At 61.5% G+C, this 19,893-nt stretch carries 17 protein-coding genes and 1 pseudogene; 12 read left to right on the top strand and 6 right to left on the bottom strand.

Annotated features, from left to right (window positions below):
* A pseudogene (locus M0954_RS26345) lies at window positions 1–344 on the bottom strand (hypothetical protein); the annotation flags it as partial.
* Window positions 345–510: 166 nt separating this feature from the next.
* Between M0954_RS26345 and M0954_RS26340 the strand changes: the two are divergent.
* The 7 genes from M0954_RS26340 to M0954_RS26310 all read left to right on the top strand — a co-directional run bounded on the left by M0954_RS26340 (window position 511) and on the right by M0954_RS26310 (window position 8,737).
* The gene (locus M0954_RS26340; protein WP_297356378.1) at window positions 511–2,007 is read left to right on the top strand and encodes a mannitol dehydrogenase family protein; all 1,497 of its coding nucleotides are present in this window, start codon (window positions 511–513) and stop codon (window positions 2,005–2,007) included.
* Window positions 2,008–2,543: 536 nt separating this feature from the next.
* The gene (locus tag M0954_RS26335; RefSeq protein ID WP_122158396.1) at window positions 2,544–3,326 is read left to right on the top strand and encodes an ABC transporter substrate-binding protein; all 783 of its coding nucleotides are present in this window, start codon (window positions 2,544–2,546) and stop codon (window positions 3,324–3,326) included.
* Window positions 3,327–3,597: 271 nt separating this feature from the next.
* Complete coding sequence (locus M0954_RS26330; RefSeq protein ID WP_133893493.1) at window positions 3,598–4,713, top strand: succinylglutamate desuccinylase/aspartoacylase family protein; 1,116 nt, start codon at window positions 3,598–3,600, stop codon at window positions 4,711–4,713.
* 400 nt (window positions 4,714–5,113) lie between these two features.
* Window positions 5,114–6,265, top strand: coding sequence for a porin (locus M0954_RS26325; RefSeq protein WP_297356376.1), 1,152 nt, complete (start codon window positions 5,114–5,116; stop codon window positions 6,263–6,265).
* 199 nt (window positions 6,266–6,464) lie between these two features.
* Complete coding sequence (locus M0954_RS26320; RefSeq protein ID WP_297356374.1) at window positions 6,465–6,866, top strand: DUF6232 family protein; 402 nt, start codon at window positions 6,465–6,467, stop codon at window positions 6,864–6,866.
* Between the two features lie 208 nt (window positions 6,867–7,074).
* Entirely contained in the window at window positions 7,075–7,431 is a 357-nt protein-coding gene (locus M0954_RS26315; protein WP_297356372.1) for a hypothetical protein, read from the top strand.
* Window positions 7,432–7,651: 220 nt separating this feature from the next.
* Complete coding sequence (locus M0954_RS26310; RefSeq protein WP_122158392.1) at window positions 7,652–8,737, top strand: hypothetical protein; 1,086 nt, start codon at window positions 7,652–7,654, stop codon at window positions 8,735–8,737.
* A gap of 79 nt (window positions 8,738–8,816) precedes the next feature.
* On the opposite strand, the gene M0954_RS26305 is transcribed toward M0954_RS26310, so the two are convergent.
* On the bottom strand, window positions 8,817–11,270 hold the full coding sequence (locus M0954_RS26305; RefSeq protein WP_122158391.1) for a glycogen/starch/alpha-glucan phosphorylase: 2,454 nt from the start codon (window positions 11,268–11,270) through the stop codon (window positions 8,817–8,819).
* Between the two features lie 335 nt (window positions 11,271–11,605).
* Here M0954_RS26305 and M0954_RS26300 point away from each other — a divergent pair, with 335 nt between their 5' ends.
* The 3 genes from M0954_RS26300 to M0954_RS26290 all read left to right on the top strand — a co-directional run bounded on the left by M0954_RS26300 (window position 11,606) and on the right by M0954_RS26290 (window position 14,523).
* Complete coding sequence (locus M0954_RS26300) at window positions 11,606–11,833, top strand: hypothetical protein (protein WP_122158390.1); 228 nt, start codon at window positions 11,606–11,608, stop codon at window positions 11,831–11,833.
* Window positions 11,830–12,723: a hypothetical protein gene (locus M0954_RS26295; protein ID WP_297356370.1), complete on the top strand. Its 894-nt coding sequence runs from the start codon at window positions 11,830–11,832 to the stop codon at window positions 12,721–12,723. Before M0954_RS26300 ends, M0954_RS26295 begins: the two co-directional genes overlap by 4 nt.
* A gap of 432 nt (window positions 12,724–13,155) precedes the next feature.
* Entirely contained in the window at window positions 13,156–14,523 is a 1,368-nt protein-coding gene (locus M0954_RS26290) for an MFS transporter (RefSeq protein WP_122158389.1), read from the top strand.
* A gap of 140 nt (window positions 14,524–14,663) precedes the next feature.
* On the opposite strand, the gene ltaE is transcribed toward M0954_RS26290, so the two are convergent.
* From ltaE to M0954_RS26275, 3 genes are all read right to left on the bottom strand, one after another.
* On the bottom strand, window positions 14,664–15,671 hold the full coding sequence (ltaE, locus tag M0954_RS26285; RefSeq protein WP_122158388.1) for a low-specificity L-threonine aldolase: 1,008 nt from the start codon (window positions 15,669–15,671) through the stop codon (window positions 14,664–14,666).
* A 241-nt stretch (window positions 15,672–15,912) separates the two neighbouring features.
* Complete coding sequence (locus M0954_RS26280) at window positions 15,913–16,638, bottom strand: peptidoglycan DD-metalloendopeptidase family protein (RefSeq protein WP_122158387.1); 726 nt, start codon at window positions 16,636–16,638, stop codon at window positions 15,913–15,915.
* Window positions 16,639–16,708: 70 nt separating this feature from the next.
* The gene (locus M0954_RS26275; protein WP_122159545.1) at window positions 16,709–17,020 is read right to left on the bottom strand and encodes a cupin domain-containing protein; all 312 of its coding nucleotides are present in this window, start codon (window positions 17,018–17,020) and stop codon (window positions 16,709–16,711) included.
* A 266-nt stretch (window positions 17,021–17,286) separates the two neighbouring features.
* Here M0954_RS26275 and M0954_RS26270 point away from each other — a divergent pair, with 266 nt between their 5' ends.
* Together M0954_RS26270 and M0954_RS26265 are read left to right on the top strand one after the other, a co-directional pair.
* A complete protein-coding gene (locus M0954_RS26270) occupies window positions 17,287–17,607 on the top strand; it encodes a hypothetical protein (RefSeq protein ID WP_122158386.1) in 321 nt (106 codons plus the stop codon).
* A gap of 139 nt (window positions 17,608–17,746) precedes the next feature.
* Window positions 17,747–18,484 (top strand): DUF2968 domain-containing protein, encoded by a 738-nt coding sequence (locus M0954_RS26265; RefSeq protein WP_367279536.1) that lies wholly within the window; start codon window positions 17,747–17,749, stop codon window positions 18,482–18,484.
* Between the two features lie 102 nt (window positions 18,485–18,586).
* Here the strand turns inward: M0954_RS26265 and gndA are convergent.
* Window positions 18,587–19,893: NADP-dependent phosphogluconate dehydrogenase (gene gndA / locus M0954_RS26260; RefSeq protein WP_297356368.1), on the bottom strand; the 1,307-nt coding region annotated here is incomplete at its 5' end.

Here is a 19,893-nt window from a genome sequence, read left to right as displayed (position 1 = left end):
TCGCGAGACGCGCCACCCAGCAACCGGTATAGCGGCATGCCGGTCACCTTGCCGAGGATGTCCCACAGGGCCACGTCGACGGCGGCAATGGCGGTCATCGTCACAGGACCGCGACGCCAGTACGCGCCTTTGTAAAGGTACTGCCAGATGTCTTCGATACGGCCCGGGTCGCGTCCAATCAGCATTGGGCACACGTGGTCTTTCAGATACGACGCGACCGCGAGTTCGCGTCCATTGAGCGTCGCATCTCCGATGCCGTGGACGCCCTCATCCGTGACGATCTTCAGGGTGACGAAATTACGCCCCGGACAGGTGACGATGACGTCGGCGCGAACGATCTTCATGAAGGCATCCTTGCGAACGAAGAACAGGTTGAAAACGATGCTACCATACAAGTATATCAATGCGTCAAACTGCGGGTTTTCCCTGTATTCCTGCATAGTAAGCCCGCGGTACCGTCGCTTTTGCTCCTCGCGTTTGTTCGTCGCTTAGCATCCGGATTTCACCCTTATGACATCGTCCGCCTTGCCCAACTCCGCTCGCCTCGGTCATCTCACTCGAGCAGCGCTGCCTGCGCTCGGCGCGCACGTGCTATCCACGACATGGTGCGAGCCGCGAGTGGGTATCGTGCATCTTGGGATCGGCAACTTTCATCGCGCGCATCAGGCGCTATACACAGAAGAAGCGATGCTCGCCGTCGGCGGCGACTGGGGGATTTGCGGCGTTACGTTGCAGGGGGACGTGAGCAAACGCGACGCCTTGATGGCTCAGCAAGGTCTCTACGGCGTCGTCGAACGCGGACCGGATGGCGAAAAAGTGACCGTAGCGCGTGCCCTGCTCGAAGTGTTGGCAATGCCGCACGACCATGCGGCGCTGTTCGCCCGGCTGGCCGATCCGCTGGTCCGCATCGTCTCACTGACTGTGACTGAAAAGGGCTATTGCCGTGATCCGAAGAGCGGCGATGTGGACCTCGACGATGCGCTCATCACGCACGATCTGGCGAATCCGTCCACGCCGCGCAGCGTGCCCGGCATTCTCACCGCCGCATTGCGCATGCGCCGAGAGAACCCGTTCACCGTGCTGTCGTGCGACAACCTGGCTCACAACGGCGCGGCATTGCGACAGGTCGTGTGTTCGTTCGCGCGGCAGCTCGATCCGTCACTGGCCGACTGGATCGAAAGCGCGGTAGCGTTTCCGTCGACGATGGTCGACCGCATCGTCCCCGCCACGACCGAAAGCGAGCGCGAATCCGCGGCACGCATACTTGGTTATCACGACGCCGTGCCGGTGCCCTGCGAGCCGTTCCGGCAATGGGTGATCGAAGATCGTTTTCCCGCCGGACGTCCCGCATGGGACGCCGTGGGCGCGCAACTGGTGGACGATGTCACGCCGTTCGAACTCGCGAAACTGCGCATGCTGAACGGCACCCATTCGACGCTTGCATACCTCTCGATGCTGGCCGGCTTCGACACCATCGATGCCGCCGTCGGCCAACCGGAGTTGCGGCATCTGATCCACGCGATGATGACCGATGAAATCGCGCCCACGTTAAGCGTGCCCGCGTCGTTCGATCTGCGGGCCTATCGCGACGCGCTGCTCGCACGGTATGCAAACCCCGCGCTCAAACACCGCTGCGCGCAGATCGCGATGGACGGCAGCCAGAAAATTCCGCCGCGCCTGCTCGGCACGATCGCGGCGCGCATCGACGCCGGAAAACCGTTCGCCCGGCTCGCACTGGCCATTGCCGCATGGATGACATTCCTGCGCGGCCACGCTGACAACGGCACGCACTTTGAAATCAAGGACCCGCTCGCAGCAAGGCTGCAGGAGTTGGCGGCATCCGCGCGAGGCAAGCGCGAGGCCCTGCTCGATGCGCTGCTGCCGGTACGGGAAATATTTCCAGCTAGCCTTGCCGACGAGCCACTATTTCGAAGCGCGCTGCGCGAGGCGTTGCAGGCGCTGAGCCACGGCACGCGCAGCGCGATCGTCGCGTACGCGGCTTGCTGAGTGCGCACATGCAAACTTGCTCATTTGCGTCATGTATTTGCGTCTTTCAGCTGCACAGGCCGTACGTGCAGACCCGGCCCACTCGTAGTGTTGCTGCCAGGCAAGCGGTGGCGAGAAAGCTTGCATGAGCGATATCAGCGCATACCAGACACCCGCTTAACCAATCTGTTCACAGCCCGAATGTCCTTGATTTAATTACAAAATCGTTGGAATTCGGCATCTGCAATTCGCCCGCCTCATGCACCACGCATGAGACACGCTTCATTCAGGTATGCCTGGCGGCCAGTCGAAGGCGCCGCGGTTAGACCGCTTGATTTAACCGCATACCACACGCAAACTCCTCTCGCCCTGTCAAGACGCCATCCGGTGTTTTACTGAGTACGTAAACTTTTTGACCTGATAAGCTTTGCCCGCGCTGCTGGCCGCATGGGCCCGCAGCCGTTCAACCTGCCCGGTCGTGAGTCGCGCCGGGCACTATCTCGCGGCGGCACAACCGTCCGCGGGAGTAACACGAACTACCACCGAGGAGTAAAACAGTGAAAAAACTGCTAGCGGCTTTGACGGTTGCTTTGCTTGCCACCGTCTCGATTGGCGCACATGCGAAAGACTGGACCACCATCCGTTTCGGTGTTGACGCCAGCTATCCCCCGTTCGAATCGAAGGGTTCGGACGGCAAGCTCGTCGGTTTCGACATCGACCTCGGCAATGAAATCTGCAAGCGTCTGAATGCAAAGTGCGTGTGGGTTGAAAACGACTTCGACGGTATGATCCCGGCGCTGAAGGCGAAGAAGTTCGACGGCGTACTGTCGTCCATGTCGATGACGCCGCAACGTGCTGAACAAGTCGCCTTCTCGTCGAAACTGTTCAACACGCCGACGCGCCTCGTCACCAAGAAGGGCACGGGTCTGCAGCCGACGCCGGCATCGCTGGCGGGCAAGTCGGTCGGCGTCGAGCAAGGCACGATTCAGGAAACGTACGCGAAGACCTACTGGGAGCCGAAGGGCGCCAAGGTGATCTCGTACCAGAACCAGGATCAGGTCTACACCGACCTGTTGTCGGGCCGTCTGGACGCATCGCTGCAAGACGCGGTTGAAGCAGACATCGGCTTCCTGAAGACCCCGCGCGGCGCAGGTTATGAGTTTGCCGGCAAAGACATCATCGACGAGAAGGTCCTCGGTAATGGCGCGGGCATCGGCATGCGCAAGGAAGACACCGACCTGAAGGCCAAGGTCGACAAGGCGATTGCCGACATCATCAAGGACGGCACGTACAAGAAGCTCGAGAACAAGTACTTCACGTTCGACGTGTACGGCAGCTGATCGCAACTAGCGCGGCTTGCCGCGCCACGGCGAAGTGGCTCAACGGGCTCCGCTCCAGGCGGGGCCCGTTTCGTTTGGAGCGGCGTGCAATCACCGCTCGCGCTTGTGGACTACTCAACATTGCGCCCGCATATCGGCTAAGATCGAGCGATCCCGCTTCGCGGCGCGGGCCCTGCCCGGGCGCGCTGCAAGCCGCTACAAAATTCGATTTTCCAAACTGAAATCAACGACATAGCGCGACTCCCCGCGAGGTCGCCGCGCTTCAGAGACCATGCAAACGCTAACCCATCCGCTGATTTCCCCGACACTCGGCACCGCACGCAACCTGACGAGTTTTCACTACGGTCCCGGCGGCGGGCAAAAAATCTATCTCCAGTCTTCGCTGCACGCCGACGAACTGCCCGGCATGCTGGTGTCCTGGGCCCTGCGCCGCAAGCTCGAAGCGCTCGAGGCCGCCGACAAGATCAAAGGCGAGGTCGTGATCGTGCCGGTGGCCAATCCGATCGGTCTGAATCAGCACTTTCTCGGCCATCACGTGGGCCGCTTCGAAGGCAGCACCGCTCAGAACTTCAACCGCAATTTCCATGATCTGGCGGCCCTCGTCCTGCCGGTGATCGAAGCGCGCCTGACCGACGACGTCGAGCACAACCGCCAGGCGATCCGCACCGCGACGGGCGAGGCGCTCGACGCAATCAAGCCGGACACGGAACTGCAATCGCATCGCCTCGCGCTGCAGAAGCTGTCGTACGACGCCGACGTCGTGCTCGACCTGCACTGCGATTGGGAAGCGGCGATGCACATCTACACCAATCCGGACCTGTGGACGGAAGTCGAGCCGCTTGCGCGCTACCTGGAAGCCAAGGCGTCGCTGCTGGCGCTGAATTCGGTCGGCAATCCGTTCGACGAAATCCACAGCTTCTGCTGGTCAGATCTTCGTGGCCGCTACGGCGACCGTTTCCCGATCCCGAACGGCTCGGTGTCGGTGACGATCGAACTGCGCGGCCAGCGCAACGTTTCGTATGAGTTCGCTGAGCACGACGCGCAGGCGATCATCGAATATCTGACGCATCGCGGCGTGATTGACGGCACAGCAGCGCCGATGCCTGCGCTCGAGTTCGCCGCTACGCCGCTCGCCGGCGCTGAACCGATCGTCGCGCCGATCAGCGGCGTGCTGGTGTACCGCACCGAAGTCGGCACCTGGGTCGACGCCGGCCATGAGATTGCCGATATTGTCGACCCGCTGACCGATCGCATCGTGACGCTCAAGAGCAGCGTGTCCGGTGTTCTGTACGCGCGGCATCTGTCGCGCTTTGCGACCGCCGGCCTGGAATTCGCCCGCATCGCAGGGGCCAAGGCGTTTCGCTCGGGATCGTTGTTGTCAAACTGACCGTGTCGAACTGACCGTGTCGAACTGAGCGGTGAGAGCGGTGGCGTTAGCGATGCCACCGCCGCTTCATTGCTTACCTACGTCGCTTTGCATAATTTAGTTTCCCTAACTATTACCAATCGCGCAGACAGGTAACAGAAGAGTCACAGCGGGTCACCAGCCCTCGCCACCGCCCTGTGCGGAGGTACTCCGGGTATACGCACAAACGACGCGCAAGCGCCCGACTATTTCAAGTTCTGAAATTCGATTGTTGCATTTGTACGACGATTTCAAATATTACATGGCTGTCACAGTCCTTTCACCCCCCTCCCTTACATTTCACGCCATCGCGTGACCGGCCAAAAGAGTGAGGCACGCGTTCGCTTCTCGCGTGATTGCACCATTTAAACCGGAGAATCTCTTGAACAAGAAAGTTTTAGCCACCGCGATCCTCGCAGCGTTCGCTGGCGCCGCTCACGCACAAAGCAGCGTGACCCTGTACGGCTTGATCGACGCAGGTGTCACCTACGTGAACCATGCAGGCACTGGCGGCAAAAGTCTGTATCAATATGGTGACGGCGTCTCTCAAGGCAGCCGTTGGGGCCTGCGCGGCTCCGAAGATCTGGGCGGTGGTCTGAAGGCCATCTTCCTGTTGGAAAACGGCTTTAACTCGGGCACGGGCGCGCTGGGTCAAGGCGGCGCGCTGTTCGGCCGCCAGGCTTACGTCGGCTTGACGCAGGACAATGTCGGCTCGCTCACGTTCGGCCGTCAGTACTCGTTCTCCACCGACTATCTGGGCGGCGCGTATGCCAACGGCGGCGAAACCGTTGCAGGCAACTACGGCTACCACATCAACGATATCGACCAGCTCACGTCGAGCCGTATCAACAACTCGGTCAAGTTCACCAGCGCGAACTTCTACGGTCTGACGTTCGGTGCGATGTACGGCTTCTCAAACCAGGCTGGCGCGTTTGAAGGTTCACCGGGCTCGAGCGGTTCGTCGTCGGCATACAGCTTCGGCCTGAACTACAACAACGGCCCGTTCGGTATCGGCGCAGCGTACACCGACATCCGCTTCCCGGGCTCGGCAGCACCGTCGTTCTCGACGACGCTCGCCAATGCATCGTCGGTTACGGGTGCGACAGGTGTGGCGAAGGACCTGGCTACGGCTGGCGTCGGCGCCAAGTACTCGATCGGACCGGCCACGCTGTGGGCATTGTGGACGCACACGAACATCGAGCAGATCGTCGGCCACATGACGATGTTCAATGCGTATGAAGCGGGCGCCAAGTACGCGATCACGCCGGCATTGACGGGCTCGTTGGGCTACACGTACATGCAGGCGAAAGATCTGACCAATGGTCACTGGAACCAGATCGACGCCAGCGTCGACTACGCACTGAGCAAGCGCACCGACGTGTACCTGCTCGGCGTATATCAGGACGCCAAGGGCAAGGCCGCAAACGGCGCCGCCCTGCAATCGCAGATCGGCGTGAGCACGAGCAGCTACCTGCCGGTTTCCGGCACGGACTCGCAGCTGGCAGTTCGCGCGGGCATCCGCGTCAAGTTCTAAGCGGAATCTGCGTCCCAGGCGGCAGCACGCTGCCGGGACGTGCCGTGTGAACAGCAAACGCCTGAGCGAAAGAGCCTGTCATGGGCACTTCGTTCGGGCGTTTATACGTTTAAGAAACCCTCTGCGTCACGCCGCCCCTTCCTGCTCGCGCCCCGCTTCTGGTACCCTGCGCCCTTTGCTACCGCTTGCATTCAACCTGATGGAAATCCCCTTCAACGACCGTGGCGTCTCGGTCACGCGCAATGCACTCTCCTCCGCCGGGCAGGTTTTCCCGCTGCGCGAGATTCAGAGCGTGCGCGTCGTTACCGTACAAAAGAACAAGATCCTGCCCATTGCGATCTCGGTGATCGGCCTGATCGGCGCGATTGCCGGCGGCGTGTTCCGCTCGTCTGTCGGCATCGTCTGCGGGATCATGCTGGTCGTGGTGGGCTGGCTCACGTGGATCACCCAGGACGTCACGCATCGCCTGATGGTCCAGACCAGCAGCGGTGAGCGCGAGGCGCTCTCGAGCGTCGATCTCGAGTTTGTCGAACGGGTCGCGCAGACCGTTCGCGAGACGATGGCCGCAGGGCCGGCGCCGGCCCAGGCGCCGAAAGATTGACCCGGCGGACTCAGGTGGCAATAGCGATGGTAGAAGCGGCAGAAGAAGCATTGGCAAAAGCGCCGACGCTCGCCGTTTGCACCGGCGCTTCCCCGTTAACACAAAATTAACCTGAACACGGCGAGCTTTTGCACTCGCTTGAGACTCGCGCGGCTAAAGTGGACTCGTCTCCACAACACGCCGCCGACCTCCGTGGCGGCGCCCCACGATGTTACAGTCCACCGCCACGCCTGCTACGGTCGTCCCGCGAGGTTTGCGCTCACCTGCTTCTTCTGTACCCTCCGCACCTGTCCGTGTACCCCTCGTCACCCTCGATGTGACGGTACCCGGCACCTCTTCGACAACCGGCAGGCGGGCGTTGCAAGCCGCGCTCGGCAAGAATCTACGGCTCTATGTCGTGACCATCGACAAACGCAACGAGCGCATCACATTTCGCGTCGAAGTCATCTCACGCACCCTTGATGAAGTGATCGGCGCACTAGCCGGCGCGCTGGACCGGGCCATCCTCGGTCGCGCGGTGGAAAGCGTGATCCGCCAACCACGTGATTTTTCGCTGGGTCGTTGATCCGGATCAAGCTGTTACATTTTTCTTCATTTCGGTATAGGGAGGCGGGTAGAGTCTGCGGTTCTGTTGATCCCGCGTTCCCTCCCGCAGGCTCCGCAAGCGCCCGATTCCACCGCCCGTAAGGCGGCGGGCCCTCGCGACCGTTCGTCACTGCGGCTCGCCTCACCGTTTACGATGCACCGCCTCCGTCTGGGACACGCTCTTTTGCAAAGTGTGCTCCATGTCCCTGCTGTCCCGAAATTCCCTGAGCTTCATTCGCGGCCCTCTCCTGACTGCGTTCGCAGCCGCGGCGCTTGCCGGCGCCGTCGTTTCGCTGAGTGGCTGCGGCGTCACCTTTCCGGTTCCTACGCCTCCCGCCCCCGCAGCCACGCTAATCAACGGTGGAAACGACGGCGTGCTGATTCCATTGCATGTCGAACGTGCCGATGAAGGTCATGCGCGGCTCGGCATGCCGGTCCAGCTCGACGGCAAAGCCGTCTATATGGCCTTCGACAGCGGCACCGAAGGTGTGCGCGTGCTCTCGAAGGTGTTGCCGGGGACGAACTATCCGGTCACGGGCGCGACAACGTCCATGACGTTTGCAAATGGCGCCCAGGTTTCCGGACCGTCGGTCAAGCTGCCTGTTAGCGTGATTGGCACCACACCAGTGGAAGTGAGCGCGCAAACCGTCAATGATGTGCGCTGTCAGCGCAACAACAAGCACTGCCTTGCGATGGATGGCTACACTGGCGAGTTCGGCTTTGCGTTCTCCGGCATCTTTGGCGCCGGCGCCGCACAACCGTTCGACGACTGCTGCACGAGTCCGCTACGCGCATTGCCGGGCAATCTAGGTCAGCGCTATCTCGTGCATGCGAATTTCGATAAACCTTTTGTGATCCTGAGCCCGTCGACGGGCCTCACGCAGAAATTCACGATGGTGCCGATGACGGCGTCGCAAGCCGGCGCGCTTCAGTGGCCGTTGGGTTGTGTGCAGATTGCCGACAAGATGCGCTTCTGCGCGCCAGTGGTGTTCTCGACCGGCAGCACCGAGATGATTCGCGTAGAGACCGACAAGGCGCCTAACTGGACTGGGGACGGCGATGAGTATGACGTGCTCGCGCAAGGCAACTACGACGTAGGGCTTGGCGTCGGTTCGTGGGGACATCGCTATGAAAGCGCGCAGGTCACGGTCGCCAAAACGAAGCCGGGGGCGAACCGGATCGTGGTGGGTTTGACGGCGATGCAGAACGTCGACGTGCTGCTTGATTTCCAGCACGGGCAGTTGGGGCTGCACGCGGCGAAGACTTCGGAGACGTTCGCGCCGTAAAAACGCGCACAAAGCGCAAACGTCTCATTCGCCACCTGGGTGCATGCTCTTCCGTGCACCCAAGTGGCTAGCGCGCTACTCAAGACATATCCAGCGGCTTCACATGCCAGATCTCTCGTGCATACTCGCCAATCGTGCGATCGGACGAGAACTGCCCCATGCCGGCCACGTTCTCGATCGCGCTTTCGGTCCATGCGCGCGGATTGCGGAAGCGTTCATCCACCTCCTTCTGGGCCTCGGCAAACGCCGCAAAGTCCGCCAGCACCATGTAGTGATCGCCCCAATCCACCAGCGTATGGAAGATGTCCGAGAAGCGCAGCGGATCGTCGGGCGAGAAAAAGCCCGTGCGAATCTGGTCGAGCGCCATGCGCAGTTCGGGGTTTTCTTCGTATAGCTGACGCGGTCTATAACCCGCGGCGCGCAGGCTGTCCACCTCATCGGCCGTATTGCCGAAGATGAAGATATTCTCCCGCCCAACCGCATCGCAGATCTCGATGTTCGCGCCATCCATCGTGCCTATCGTCAGCGCACCATTGAGCGCCAGCTTCATGTTGCCGGTACCCGAAGCCTCAGTACCTGCCATCGAAATCTGCTCCGACAGATCCGCAGCCGGAATGATCAGTTCCGCGACGCTCACGCCATAGTTCGGCACGAACACCACCTTCAGGCGATCGCCGATCAAAGGATCGTGATTGACCTTCTCGCTCACATCGCCGATCAGCTTGATGATGGTCTTCGCCATCCGGTAGGCGGAGGCCGCCTTGCCCGCAAACATCACGACGCGTGGCACCCAGTCAAGCTCAGGATTCGCGCGGATCTGGTTGTAACGCACGATCACATGCAGCACGTTCAGAAGCTGCCGCTTGTATTCGTGGATGCGCTTCACCTGCAGATCGAACAATGCGTTCGGATCGAACGAAATTTTCGTATGGTGGGCCAGGTGATGCGCGAGGCGCAGCTTGTTCTGCCGCTTTGCTTCGCGAAATGCCTCGACAAACGCGCTGTCGTTGCGCAGGTCGCGTAGCCTCTCGAGTTCGAACAGATCGCGGCGCCAGTGGGTGCCAATCTGCTCGTCGATCAGCGCCGACAACGACGGGCTCGCCTGCGCCAGCCAGCGTCGCGGCGTGATGCCGTTGGTCACATTGGTGAAGCGTTCCGGGAAGATGCGTGCGAAGTCGGCGAAGATATCGCGCGTCATCAGTTGCGAGTGCAGCTTCGAGACGCCGTTGACCTTCTGGCTCGCCACAATTGCGAGATAAGCCATCCGCACGCGCCGCTGGCCATATTCGTCCACCAGCGAAATGCGCCGGATCATTTCGGCATCGTGTCCTGACTGTTCGCTCACATGCTTGAGGAACTGCGCGTTGATTTCGAAGATGATTTCGAGATGGCGCGGCAATAGACGCGCCAGCGTCTCGACATCCCACGTCTCCAGCGCTTCGGGCATCAGCGTGTGATTGGTGTACGAGAACATCTGCTGGATCTGCCCCCACGCCTTATCCCATGGCACGTGGTGCACGTCGATCAGCAGGCGCATCAACTCGGGAATCGCCAGCACCGGATGAGTGTCATTCAGATGCACCGCCACCTTTTCGGCGAAGCGGCCGAAGGTGCTATGCGTGCGCTGATAGCGTCGAATCAGATCCTGCATCGTCGCCGACACGAAGAAATACTCTTGCCGCAACCGCAGTTCACGGCCCGCCGGTGTGGAGTCATCCGGGTACAGCAGGCGCGAGACGTTCTCCGACATCGTTTTCGCGTCGACGGCGCTGCGGTAATCGCCACGGTTGAACGCGGACAGATCGAGCTCTTCCGACGCCCGCGCGGACCACAGACGCAGCGTGTTGGTCGCACTCGTTGCGTAACCAGGGATGACCGTGTCATACGCCATCGCATTGACATGCTGGGTATCGATCCACTCGACGTAGTCGCCGCGCTGCACCGTGCGGCCGCCGAAGTGAACCAGATACTGGATCTCGGAACGCGGAAACTCCCACGGGTTGCCGGCGCGTAGCCAATAGTCCGGCGCTTCCACCTGCTCGCCGTTGACGATCTGCTGGCGGAACATGCCGTATTCGTAGCGGATGCCGTAGCCGAAGCCGGGGATGCCGAGCGTCGCCATCGAATCGAGGAAGCAGGCCGCCAGACGGCCAAGGCCGCCGTTGCCGAGCGCGGCGTCCGGCTCCATCTCAATCAACGCTTCCATGTCGACCCCAAGGCCCGCGAGTGCCTCGCGCATCGGCTCATAGATGCCGAGTGCCAGCAGCGCATTGGTGAACGTGCGGCCGATCAGGAATTCCATCGACAGGTAATACACGCGCTTCACATCCTGCTCGTACTGCAGGCGCGTGGTCTTCATCCAGCGGGCGACCAGCCGGTCACGCACCGCCAGCGCGGCAGCGTGCAGCCAGTCATGAGGACGCGCGGTGACGGCATCCTTCCCGACGCCGTACATCATGCGGTTTGAAATTGAGCGCCGTAGCGCATCGACAGTACTGTTGAGCTGGTCGAACTCCAGATCCACGGCTGTCATTGAGGCCTCCGGTAAGTGCTGCGACACAGCACACGCAAACCGCACAGATGACGGACGGGAGGCGCGTGCCGGTCAGGCGGGTAAATATGCAGAGTAGGACATTTCCGTCATCCCGTCACCGGGACACCGGGCCACCGGTGCTGCACGCAACGTGCCTGCTGCGACTGCTGAAGCCGCGCAAGAGCAAGTTAAGCACACATCCGGTGCAAACGCGCCTCAATCGACAGGCCCGCCTGCACTAGTATGGAGGAAGAAGAAGGCAGGTCCACGACGACATGGCCAGCGCAGGCATACGGTGCGCCCGCTCTCTTCATCCTGCTACAACGGAGGTCGAGATGAACGCACAATCCATGCTCGGAATGTTCCACGCCCAGGAACTGCTGTTGGTCTCGCTGATTCGTGCGCTTCCTCCGGAGATGCGGCGCAAGATCGCCGACGAATTCCAGCAGCAGGTTGAGCTCGCCGAAGCGCCGCATTTGAGCTCGGGACATGAGCGAGACACGACCGAGGCATTCAAGACGCATATTCGTAAGCTGTCGATTCTGCTTGCGTCCTTCGCTTGAGAAACAGAGCGGCCGGCCGCTGGACAAGTCACGGCGCCATATCGTTTTCCACCACGCGCCGTCCGCCTCCCATCCCAGCCGCCGGGGTTTCCCCCCGCCTGCCGGCAGCCGGGCTCCGCCTGTGGAATAACGGCCTTATCTCAGACGTTACCTTCCCAACAACATTGCATCGACGTATCTCTGGGAGGTTAATTGTGATGACAGAAGCCAGTTCAACGAAAAAACAACCTTACGAAGCAAGGCACGCGCCATTGGTCCCATGTTTTGAGTTTGAAGAAAGCGGCAACGGAGTTCGGTATTACCAATATCCAACAGAAGGGCCTGACAAAAATCGTGAGATCTTCGACACCAACATGCGGGAACAGAAATATTTCTATAGAGCCATGCTGGAAAGTGAGGCAGAAGGATGGAAGGCAATTTCCGACCTACCTGTCGAACTACGTCTTAAAAAATACCTTACCGATACGCGCTTAAAAATAGACGGGCATCAGGGATGGGCAAGCTATCGAGGCTATTCAGAAAAATATTTAAAAAATAGGGCAAATGATTATACTTTTATTTTGGAAGTTTTTGCTCCAGAGTTCGTCAATCAGCTAATGGAAATTGGCGTTAAATCCGGAAAGGCAGAGGATGGCGACATTTCATGGGGAATGGGTAAAAAAAATTCCAATTCGTTCGGTGGAGATAAAAAGATGAATGATGTTTTGAAGACAAGATTTGAAGAATTCTCTCGACTTGTTTCAGCCGCGGAACAGGGCAGTATTGGTAAATTTGAATCTAATAATATGAGACAAATGAGCGTCATCATTACCCCTTTTATTTTTTTGCAAACAATACGCTGGGTAAAAAAGATAGACTTAAGATCGGTCCCGACCGATAAAAAGAAGTGACATTGAGCGATCCCCGCGTTATCAGCGTCGGCCACGGCGCGATCAAAGAGTACCGTCTAGCGCTCATTCGTTGTGTCGCCCTTCTCTGCCATCTGGACCCGTGCCTGTGAAAGTCACAGGCACCCGTGTTTGTGGGCGGCTACCGGGTCTGACCGTTAGTTGCGTTTTTCTGCCCGGCTCACGTTCAGTAAAAAGCGCCGCCCTGCATAGCCGCCAGCAGGATTTTGCCGGCTCTGTAACAATCTGTTCATCCGCAGCGTGTCGGCGCATCGTCAAGCGCCCGCGCGCCCCCTTTGATCTGCGCGGTTGCATCGGTTCCGCAAGGCGAGCGTTTCCTCGCCTCGCGCCGGAACGCTCGCCACCCGAACAGCTTGTCCCTCGTCCGTGAACAGACCGCTTCCCCCCGACTACGCGCCGCCTGGCGACGCGCCGATGTCCGCCAGCAACCGCCGTGCGATGGCGGCGCTCATGCTGGCCGTCGCGCTCGCCACGCTCGATACGGCGATCGCCAATACTGCGCTGCCGGCCATCGCCGCCGACCTGCACGCGGCGCCCGCGGCGTCGGTCTGGATCATCAATGCCTACCAGCTCGCGGTAGTCGCGACCCTGCTGCCGCTCGCGGCGCTCGGCGATATCGTCGGACATCGGCGGATCTATCTCAGCGGGATCGCCGTGTTCACCCTCGCGTCGCTGGCCTGCTCACTGTCGGGCACGCTGCCGCTGCTCGCTGCGGCGCGGGTGCTGCAGGGGCTGGGCGCCAGCGCCATCATGAGCGTCAACGCCGCGCTGATTCGCGATCTCTACCCGCCCCATCGGCTCGGGCGTGGGCTCGGATTAAACGCGCTGGTGGTCGGCGTATCGTTCGCGGTGGGGCCGACGGTGGCCTCGCTGATCCTCTCGTTCGGCACGTGGCCGTGGCTGTTCGCCGTCAACATTCCGCTTGGCGTCGGCGCGCTAGTGTTCGCGATGCCCGCCCTACCCCAAACCACGCGCGGCACCCACAATTTCGACCGGGTCGCCGCCGTCCTGAACGTCATTACGTTCGCCGCGCTGATCTTCGCGCTCGGTGAGGCCGCGCAGCGTGAGCCGGCACTATACGTGCTGAGTGCCGCGGCGGTTGCCGTCGTGTTTGGTTTGCTGTTGATGAAGCGTGAAGCCGGCCACCCGGCGCCGATGCTGCCCGTCGATCTGTTCAAGCTGCCGGTGTTCGCGCTATCGGCGGTGACCGCGATCTGTTCGTTCGCCGCTCAGGGGCTGGCATTCGTCTCGCTACCGTTCTACTTCGAAGACGTGCTGCATCGCACTCAGGTCGAGACCGGCTTCCTGATGACGCCGTGGCCGGTGGTCGTTGCGCTGGCTGCGCCGTTCGCCGGACGCTTGTCGGATCGTTATCCCCCCGGTCTGCTGGGCGCGATCGGGCTGGCGGTGCTGTCTGCGGGCATGGCCTCGCTTGCGCTTTTGCCGGCGCATCCGCAAGTGCTCGATATCGGCATCCGGATGGCGGTGTGTGGAGCGGGGTTCGGCTTTTTCCAGTCACCGAACCTGAAGGCGTTGATGGCGAGCGCCCCGCCCGAACGCAGCGGCGGCGCGAGCGGCATCATCGCTACCGCGCGGCTGCTGGGTCAGACGACAGGGGCCGCGCTGGTGGCGCTGAGCTTTGGGATTGCCGGGCGCCATGGGCCGACGCTGGCATTGTCCGCGGGTGCGGTGTTTGCCGGCGCGGCGAGTATCGCAAGTGGTTTGCGGTTGTTCGCACCGTCGCATCGTGCGGCGGGCGGTGCGCAGACGTCAGCAAAGTGACGCTGTGGTGGCCGCGTAAGGGCACAGCGTTGCGGAGCGTTGGATAGCCTGCCACGCACCGCAGCAGCCCAGCCCCGGTTGACCGCGCAGGTCTTCAGCATAGGCGGTCGCTGTCGAACGAGCGGCCGCCGTTCTGCCTTTCAATGCGCCGCGAAATACCCCTTCACCGCTGCCACAAAGGTATCGATATCGGCACGCGACACGTCCATATGCGTGACGAAACGCGACGCATACAGCATCTGGGTCAGGATGCCGCGCTCCTTCAGCCACGCTTCGAGCGGCGCGCAATGTTGCTTTGGAAACTGCACGAACACCATATTGGTTGCCTGCGACTGCACCTTGACCTGATCGATCTGCGCGAGACCCGCGGCAAGATGCGCGGCGTTCGCGTGGTCTTCGGCGAGACGCTCGACGTTGTGATCGAGCGCATACAGACAGGCCGCCGCCAGAATGCCCGCCTGGCGCATGCCGCCGCCGAGCACCTTGCGCCAGCGGTGAGCGCTCTCCAGCAGCGCCTTGCTGCCGACCAGCACCGACCCCACCGGCGTGCCCAGCCCTTTCGAGAAGCAGATCGAAACCGAATCGAACGGCGCACACAGCGCCGTCAGCGGCTTGCCCGACGCGACCGCCGCATTGAAGACGCGCGCGCCGTCGAGATGGGTCGCCAGCTTGTGCTCACGCGCGAGTTGCACCGCTTCGGCCACGTAACCCGCCAGCAGCACCTTGCCGCCGATCGTGTTCTCCAGCGCCAACAGCCGCGTCCGGGCGAAGTGATCGTCGATGGGTTTGATGGCGGCAACGATCTTGTCGAGCGGCAGCGAGCCGTCTGCGGCATTCTCGATCGGCTGCGGCTGGATGCTGCCGAGCACGGCTGCACCGCCGCCTTCGTATTTATAGGTGTGGGCCGCCTGACCGACGATGTATTCATCCCCACGTGCACAATGCGCCATCAGTGCAGCCAGGTTGCTCTGCGTGCCGCTCGGAAAGAACAGGCCCGCTTCCTTGCCGGCGCGCTCGGCCACAGTGGCCTGCAGACGCAACACAGTCGGGTCGTCGCCCCAAACGTCATCTCCTGTTTCGGCGGACATCATGGCCGCCAGCATGGCCTGACTCGGACGGGTGACGGTATCGCTGCGCAAATCGATCATCTGGGATTCCTGTGTGAGAGCGCCGGGGCCTGGACTAGTTCGGCTCGTGCCCGGCCAAGGTGACGGCATGATAATCGACCAGTGTATTCAATTATGAAAGCGCTGAAAACCGGTCGAAAACCAGCGCATGGCTAACAGAAGCGTTGCAAGCAGCGCTTAAGGCGGGATTGCAGCGGGATTGCAAGCGGACGAACCACGACATGGTTGACGTTCCGCTCGCCGTGCCCCTGGCGACCACCTGCTAACCGCCCGTCTTCGGCAACCAGTTCAACGGATCGACAGGGTGTCCGTCCTGACGCACCTCGAACTGGATCGAGCCGACGCCCCGGCTATCCGCGCCCACCTCGCCGATGGTCTGCCCTTGCGTGACCGCATCGCCTTCCTTGACCAGCAATGTACTGTTCTGGCCGTAAGCCGTAATCAGCGAGTCGCTGTGCTTGATGATGATCAACGGCCCATACGCCTCGATACCGGTACCCGCATACACGACCCGCCCCGCGGCGGCCGCCTTGACAGGATCGCCGACCTTGCCGCCAATCACGATGCCCTTGGTGCTACCGGGCATAAACGGTCTGAGTACCGGTCCACGCAGCGGCCACACCAGTTGCCCCTGCTGCGCCACTGCACCGGCACCCGGCGCAGGGTTGCCCGGCGCCGCCGGCGGCGGCGACACGCGCAGCACCTGGCCCACCGTCACGCTGGCGTTGGGCTGAAGGCCATTCCAGCGCGCCAGATCCTGCGGACGTTGTCCATAAGCGGCAGCGATCGCCGGCAGCGTGTCGCCAGGATTGACGCGATAGTAGCCGGCGGCCACCGCCCCGGTTGGTGCACCGTTGGTCTGGTACCCCCCCGAAGTATTGTCGTAGGATGTTCCGCCCCATGGCACCGTCGTGCAACCGCTGAGCGCGGCCGCGATGGAAACAGCAATCAAAACCTGCGTAGCTGCACGTTGCGACTTTTCTGTCATCTGATAATCCTCGGCACGTGAGTCAATCAATCTTCAAGCGTCGGCATGACAACCGTGAGGCCCGCCAACGTCAAACGCTACCCTCGGACTCGACCACGAGAATGCGCGCCTCGCCCACCGGATGCGCAACGTGTTCGGTCCCGACCGATGCATAGAAGACATCGCCTGTCTCCAGCATCGCCGAGCGCTCCTCGCCCGCTTCGCGGTAACGCATTTCAACCCGGCCGTCGAGAACGGCGAACACTTCCTCGCCGTCGTTGACGTGCCATTTGTAGGGCTGATCCGTCCAGTGCAACCGCGTAGTGATGCCACGCATGTTGGCGATATCGAGTGCGCCCCATGGACGCTCAGCCGTAAATGCCCTGCTGCGGATAATCTTCATGATGAATATGCCAACCGGATAGCCCACGCAGACCGTGTGCCACACGGCATGCTGCAATGCACATAAAACGGTCCTCAGGTGAGAATCCGCTCGCACCATTATAGGGTGCGCAGCCTGCCGGCCACGCTGCAGAACGTTGTGCAGAAAGGGCCACAATTCGTGTGAGCATTGAATCCCTCCCCGCCTCGCCTATACTGGGTCTTGCTGACGCAACGCACAGCAGGCGAACCGCTCGCCACCAAGCAATGTCCGTGAGGAGTTCGGGGATGAACAAAGCCACGTTTCTGGCCGTGCAGTTAAACGTCGAAGATGTTGCGACATCCTCAGGTTTGGTTGAGCTGCTCAATACTCACCTTGTGTTCGCGGCGGACGTCGCCGAAGCGGCGGACGCCCTGGTTCAGCTGGCCAGCATTGCGCGTCTGTCGAGCGGCGTCGAGGCCAGCGTCGAGCTTCCTGCCGTCGCGCTGGAGCGGCTGCGCGAAGCGCTCGACAACCTGAGCGGCTACGACGAGTCGTGGCTTCTCGCACTCGAACCCAGCAGTGAGCTGTTCGGCGATATCGCGCGCCGGCAGCGCACGCTGCACTGATTCGCACTGCTGCGGGTTGGCGGCTTCTGGCCGCTGCGCCCCTCCGCTTTCGTTCACCGCACGCACCGCCTGGTAGCCCGGCATGCTGCACCGTCGGCGCCGCCTCGCGGTTTCGGGCGAGTCATTTTGAGGACCTGCCGTGAAAAGTCTCCTGAACCGACGCAGTGCATTGCTCGCCACTGGCCCATCCCACCTTGTCCAGGTGGCCCACGACAACACCGCCTCGTCAGACGACGAACCAGCGGCGGACGTCAGCAGTTCGGCCAGCCCGGCCGCTTCGACATCCGCCGAGCCGCCACGGCCTGTCACGACCTTAAGGCCAGTTCCGGTCGTACCTTCTCAGACAAGCGGCCGGCCGGTACAAATGGCCGACAGCGCGGAAATCGAATGGCTGGCCGAGGAAGAAGCCTTGACGCCTTTCAGGGTGTTCCGGAGTTTCGACTACTCGGTGAGCCTGTTGTTCCATGCGCGAGAGCTGGCCTACTACGTGGCGTTGTATCAGAACGGCACCCTCTGGCGCGCGCTGAAAGCCGCGGACCTGGATGCCGCCGAGGCCGCCTTCCATCATTTCGAAGAGCAGGCTACGCGTCTGTCCGAGGGTGAGACCCGTCGCGCGCAACTGGCCGCGCAGAATGAACAGCTCGCACGGATGATCGCGGAATCGGAAGCGCAGGCGGAACGCCTGCGTTGCGATTTGCAGCGCAATACCGTGCAGGAGCAGGCGGTGTCAGGGCGGATGCATCAGGTGCGCAAGGAGGTCGCGCAACTGGAGGCGCAGCGCGTCGCGGCACAGGCGCAATTGAACAAGGCACACCGGCAGATTCATCAACTCAATCTGACCAGCAACGAAGGCGTGCCGCATCTGCCGGGTCGTTGATTGGCAAACAGCCCGGGCCGCCCCTTAACGGGACGCCCAGGCTGTGGGCGCAGCAGAGATGTCTAAATCCGGCGACGCCGGAGTCCTACATCGTAGTAACGATCAGGACCAGTTGGCGTGGAAGCTGCCCGGCTTGTCGACGCGCTCAAAAGTATGCGCGCCGAAGAAGTCGCGTTGCGCCTGCACGAGGTTGGCCGGCAGACGCTCGGAACGGTAAGCATCGAAGTACGCCACCGCCGAGGCAAACGTCGGCACCGGCACGCCCGCCTTCACCGCGGCGATCACCACGTCACGCAACGCTCCCTGATAGTTCGAAGCGATGTCGTTGAAGTACGGGTCGAGCAGCAGGTTGGCGATCGCCTTGTCCTTCGAATACGCGTCTGTGATCTTCTGCAGGAAGCGGGCGCGGATGATACAGCCCGCGCGGAAGATCTTCGCGATCGTGCCGAAGTCCAGATCCCATTTGTACTCTTCCGAGGCCGCCCGCAATTGCGCGAAACCCTGCGCGTACGAGATCACCTTGCTGAAGTAGAGCGCGCGGCGCACCGACTCGATGAAAGCAGCACGATCGCCGTCGAACGCCTTGGCGTCCGGTCCCTTGATGACCTTGCTCGCGGCGACACGCTCGGTTTTCAGCGACGACAGCACGCGCGCAAACACCGACTCGGTGATCAGCGGCAGCGGCACGCCGAGATCGAGCGCGTTCTGGCTCGTCCACTTGCCGGTGCCCTTTTGCGCGGCACGGTCCAGGATCACGTCCACCAGATCCTTACCCGTCTCGTCGTCCTTCTTGTTGAAGATCTTCGAGGTGATTTCCATCAGGTAGCTGTCGAGCTCGCCCTTGTTCCACTCGGTATAGACGTCGCCCAGTTCCTTGTTGGAAAGGCCCACCACCTGCTTCAACACCGCATAGCTTTCGGCGATCAGTTGCATGTCGCCGTATTCGATGCCGTTGTGCACCATTTTCACGAAGTGACCCGCGCCGTCCGGACCCATGTACGCCACGCACGGCTCACCGTCCGGCGCCTTGGCGGCGATTTCCGTGAGAATCGGTGCAACCAGGTTGTACGCGTCGCGCTGGCCGCCCGGCATGATCGACGGGCCTTTCAGCGCGCCTTCTTCGCCGCCCGAGACGCCCGTGCCGATGAAATGCAGGCCGGCCTTGGCCAGTTCCTGATTGCGGCGGATCGTGTCGGTGAAATGCGTGTTGCCGCCGTCGATCAGGATGTCGCCCTTGTCCAGCAGCGGTTTGAGCGAGGCGATCGTCTCGTCGGTGCCTGCGCCGGCCTTGACCATCATCAGAATGCGGCGCGGCTTTTCCAGCGACTCGACGAACTCTTCGAGCGTATAAGTCGGCACCAGCTTGCGATCGGGATATTCTGCGATCAGTTCATCGGTTTTCTCACGGC

The organism is Paraburkholderia sp. (genome assembly GCF_026225065.1).
In the GTDB taxonomy this organism is placed as follows: domain Bacteria; phylum Pseudomonadota; class Gammaproteobacteria; order Burkholderiales; family Burkholderiaceae; genus Paraburkholderia.
Note: the sequence above shows the minus strand (reverse complement) of the source record. Positions and strands in the feature narration are given on the sequence as shown.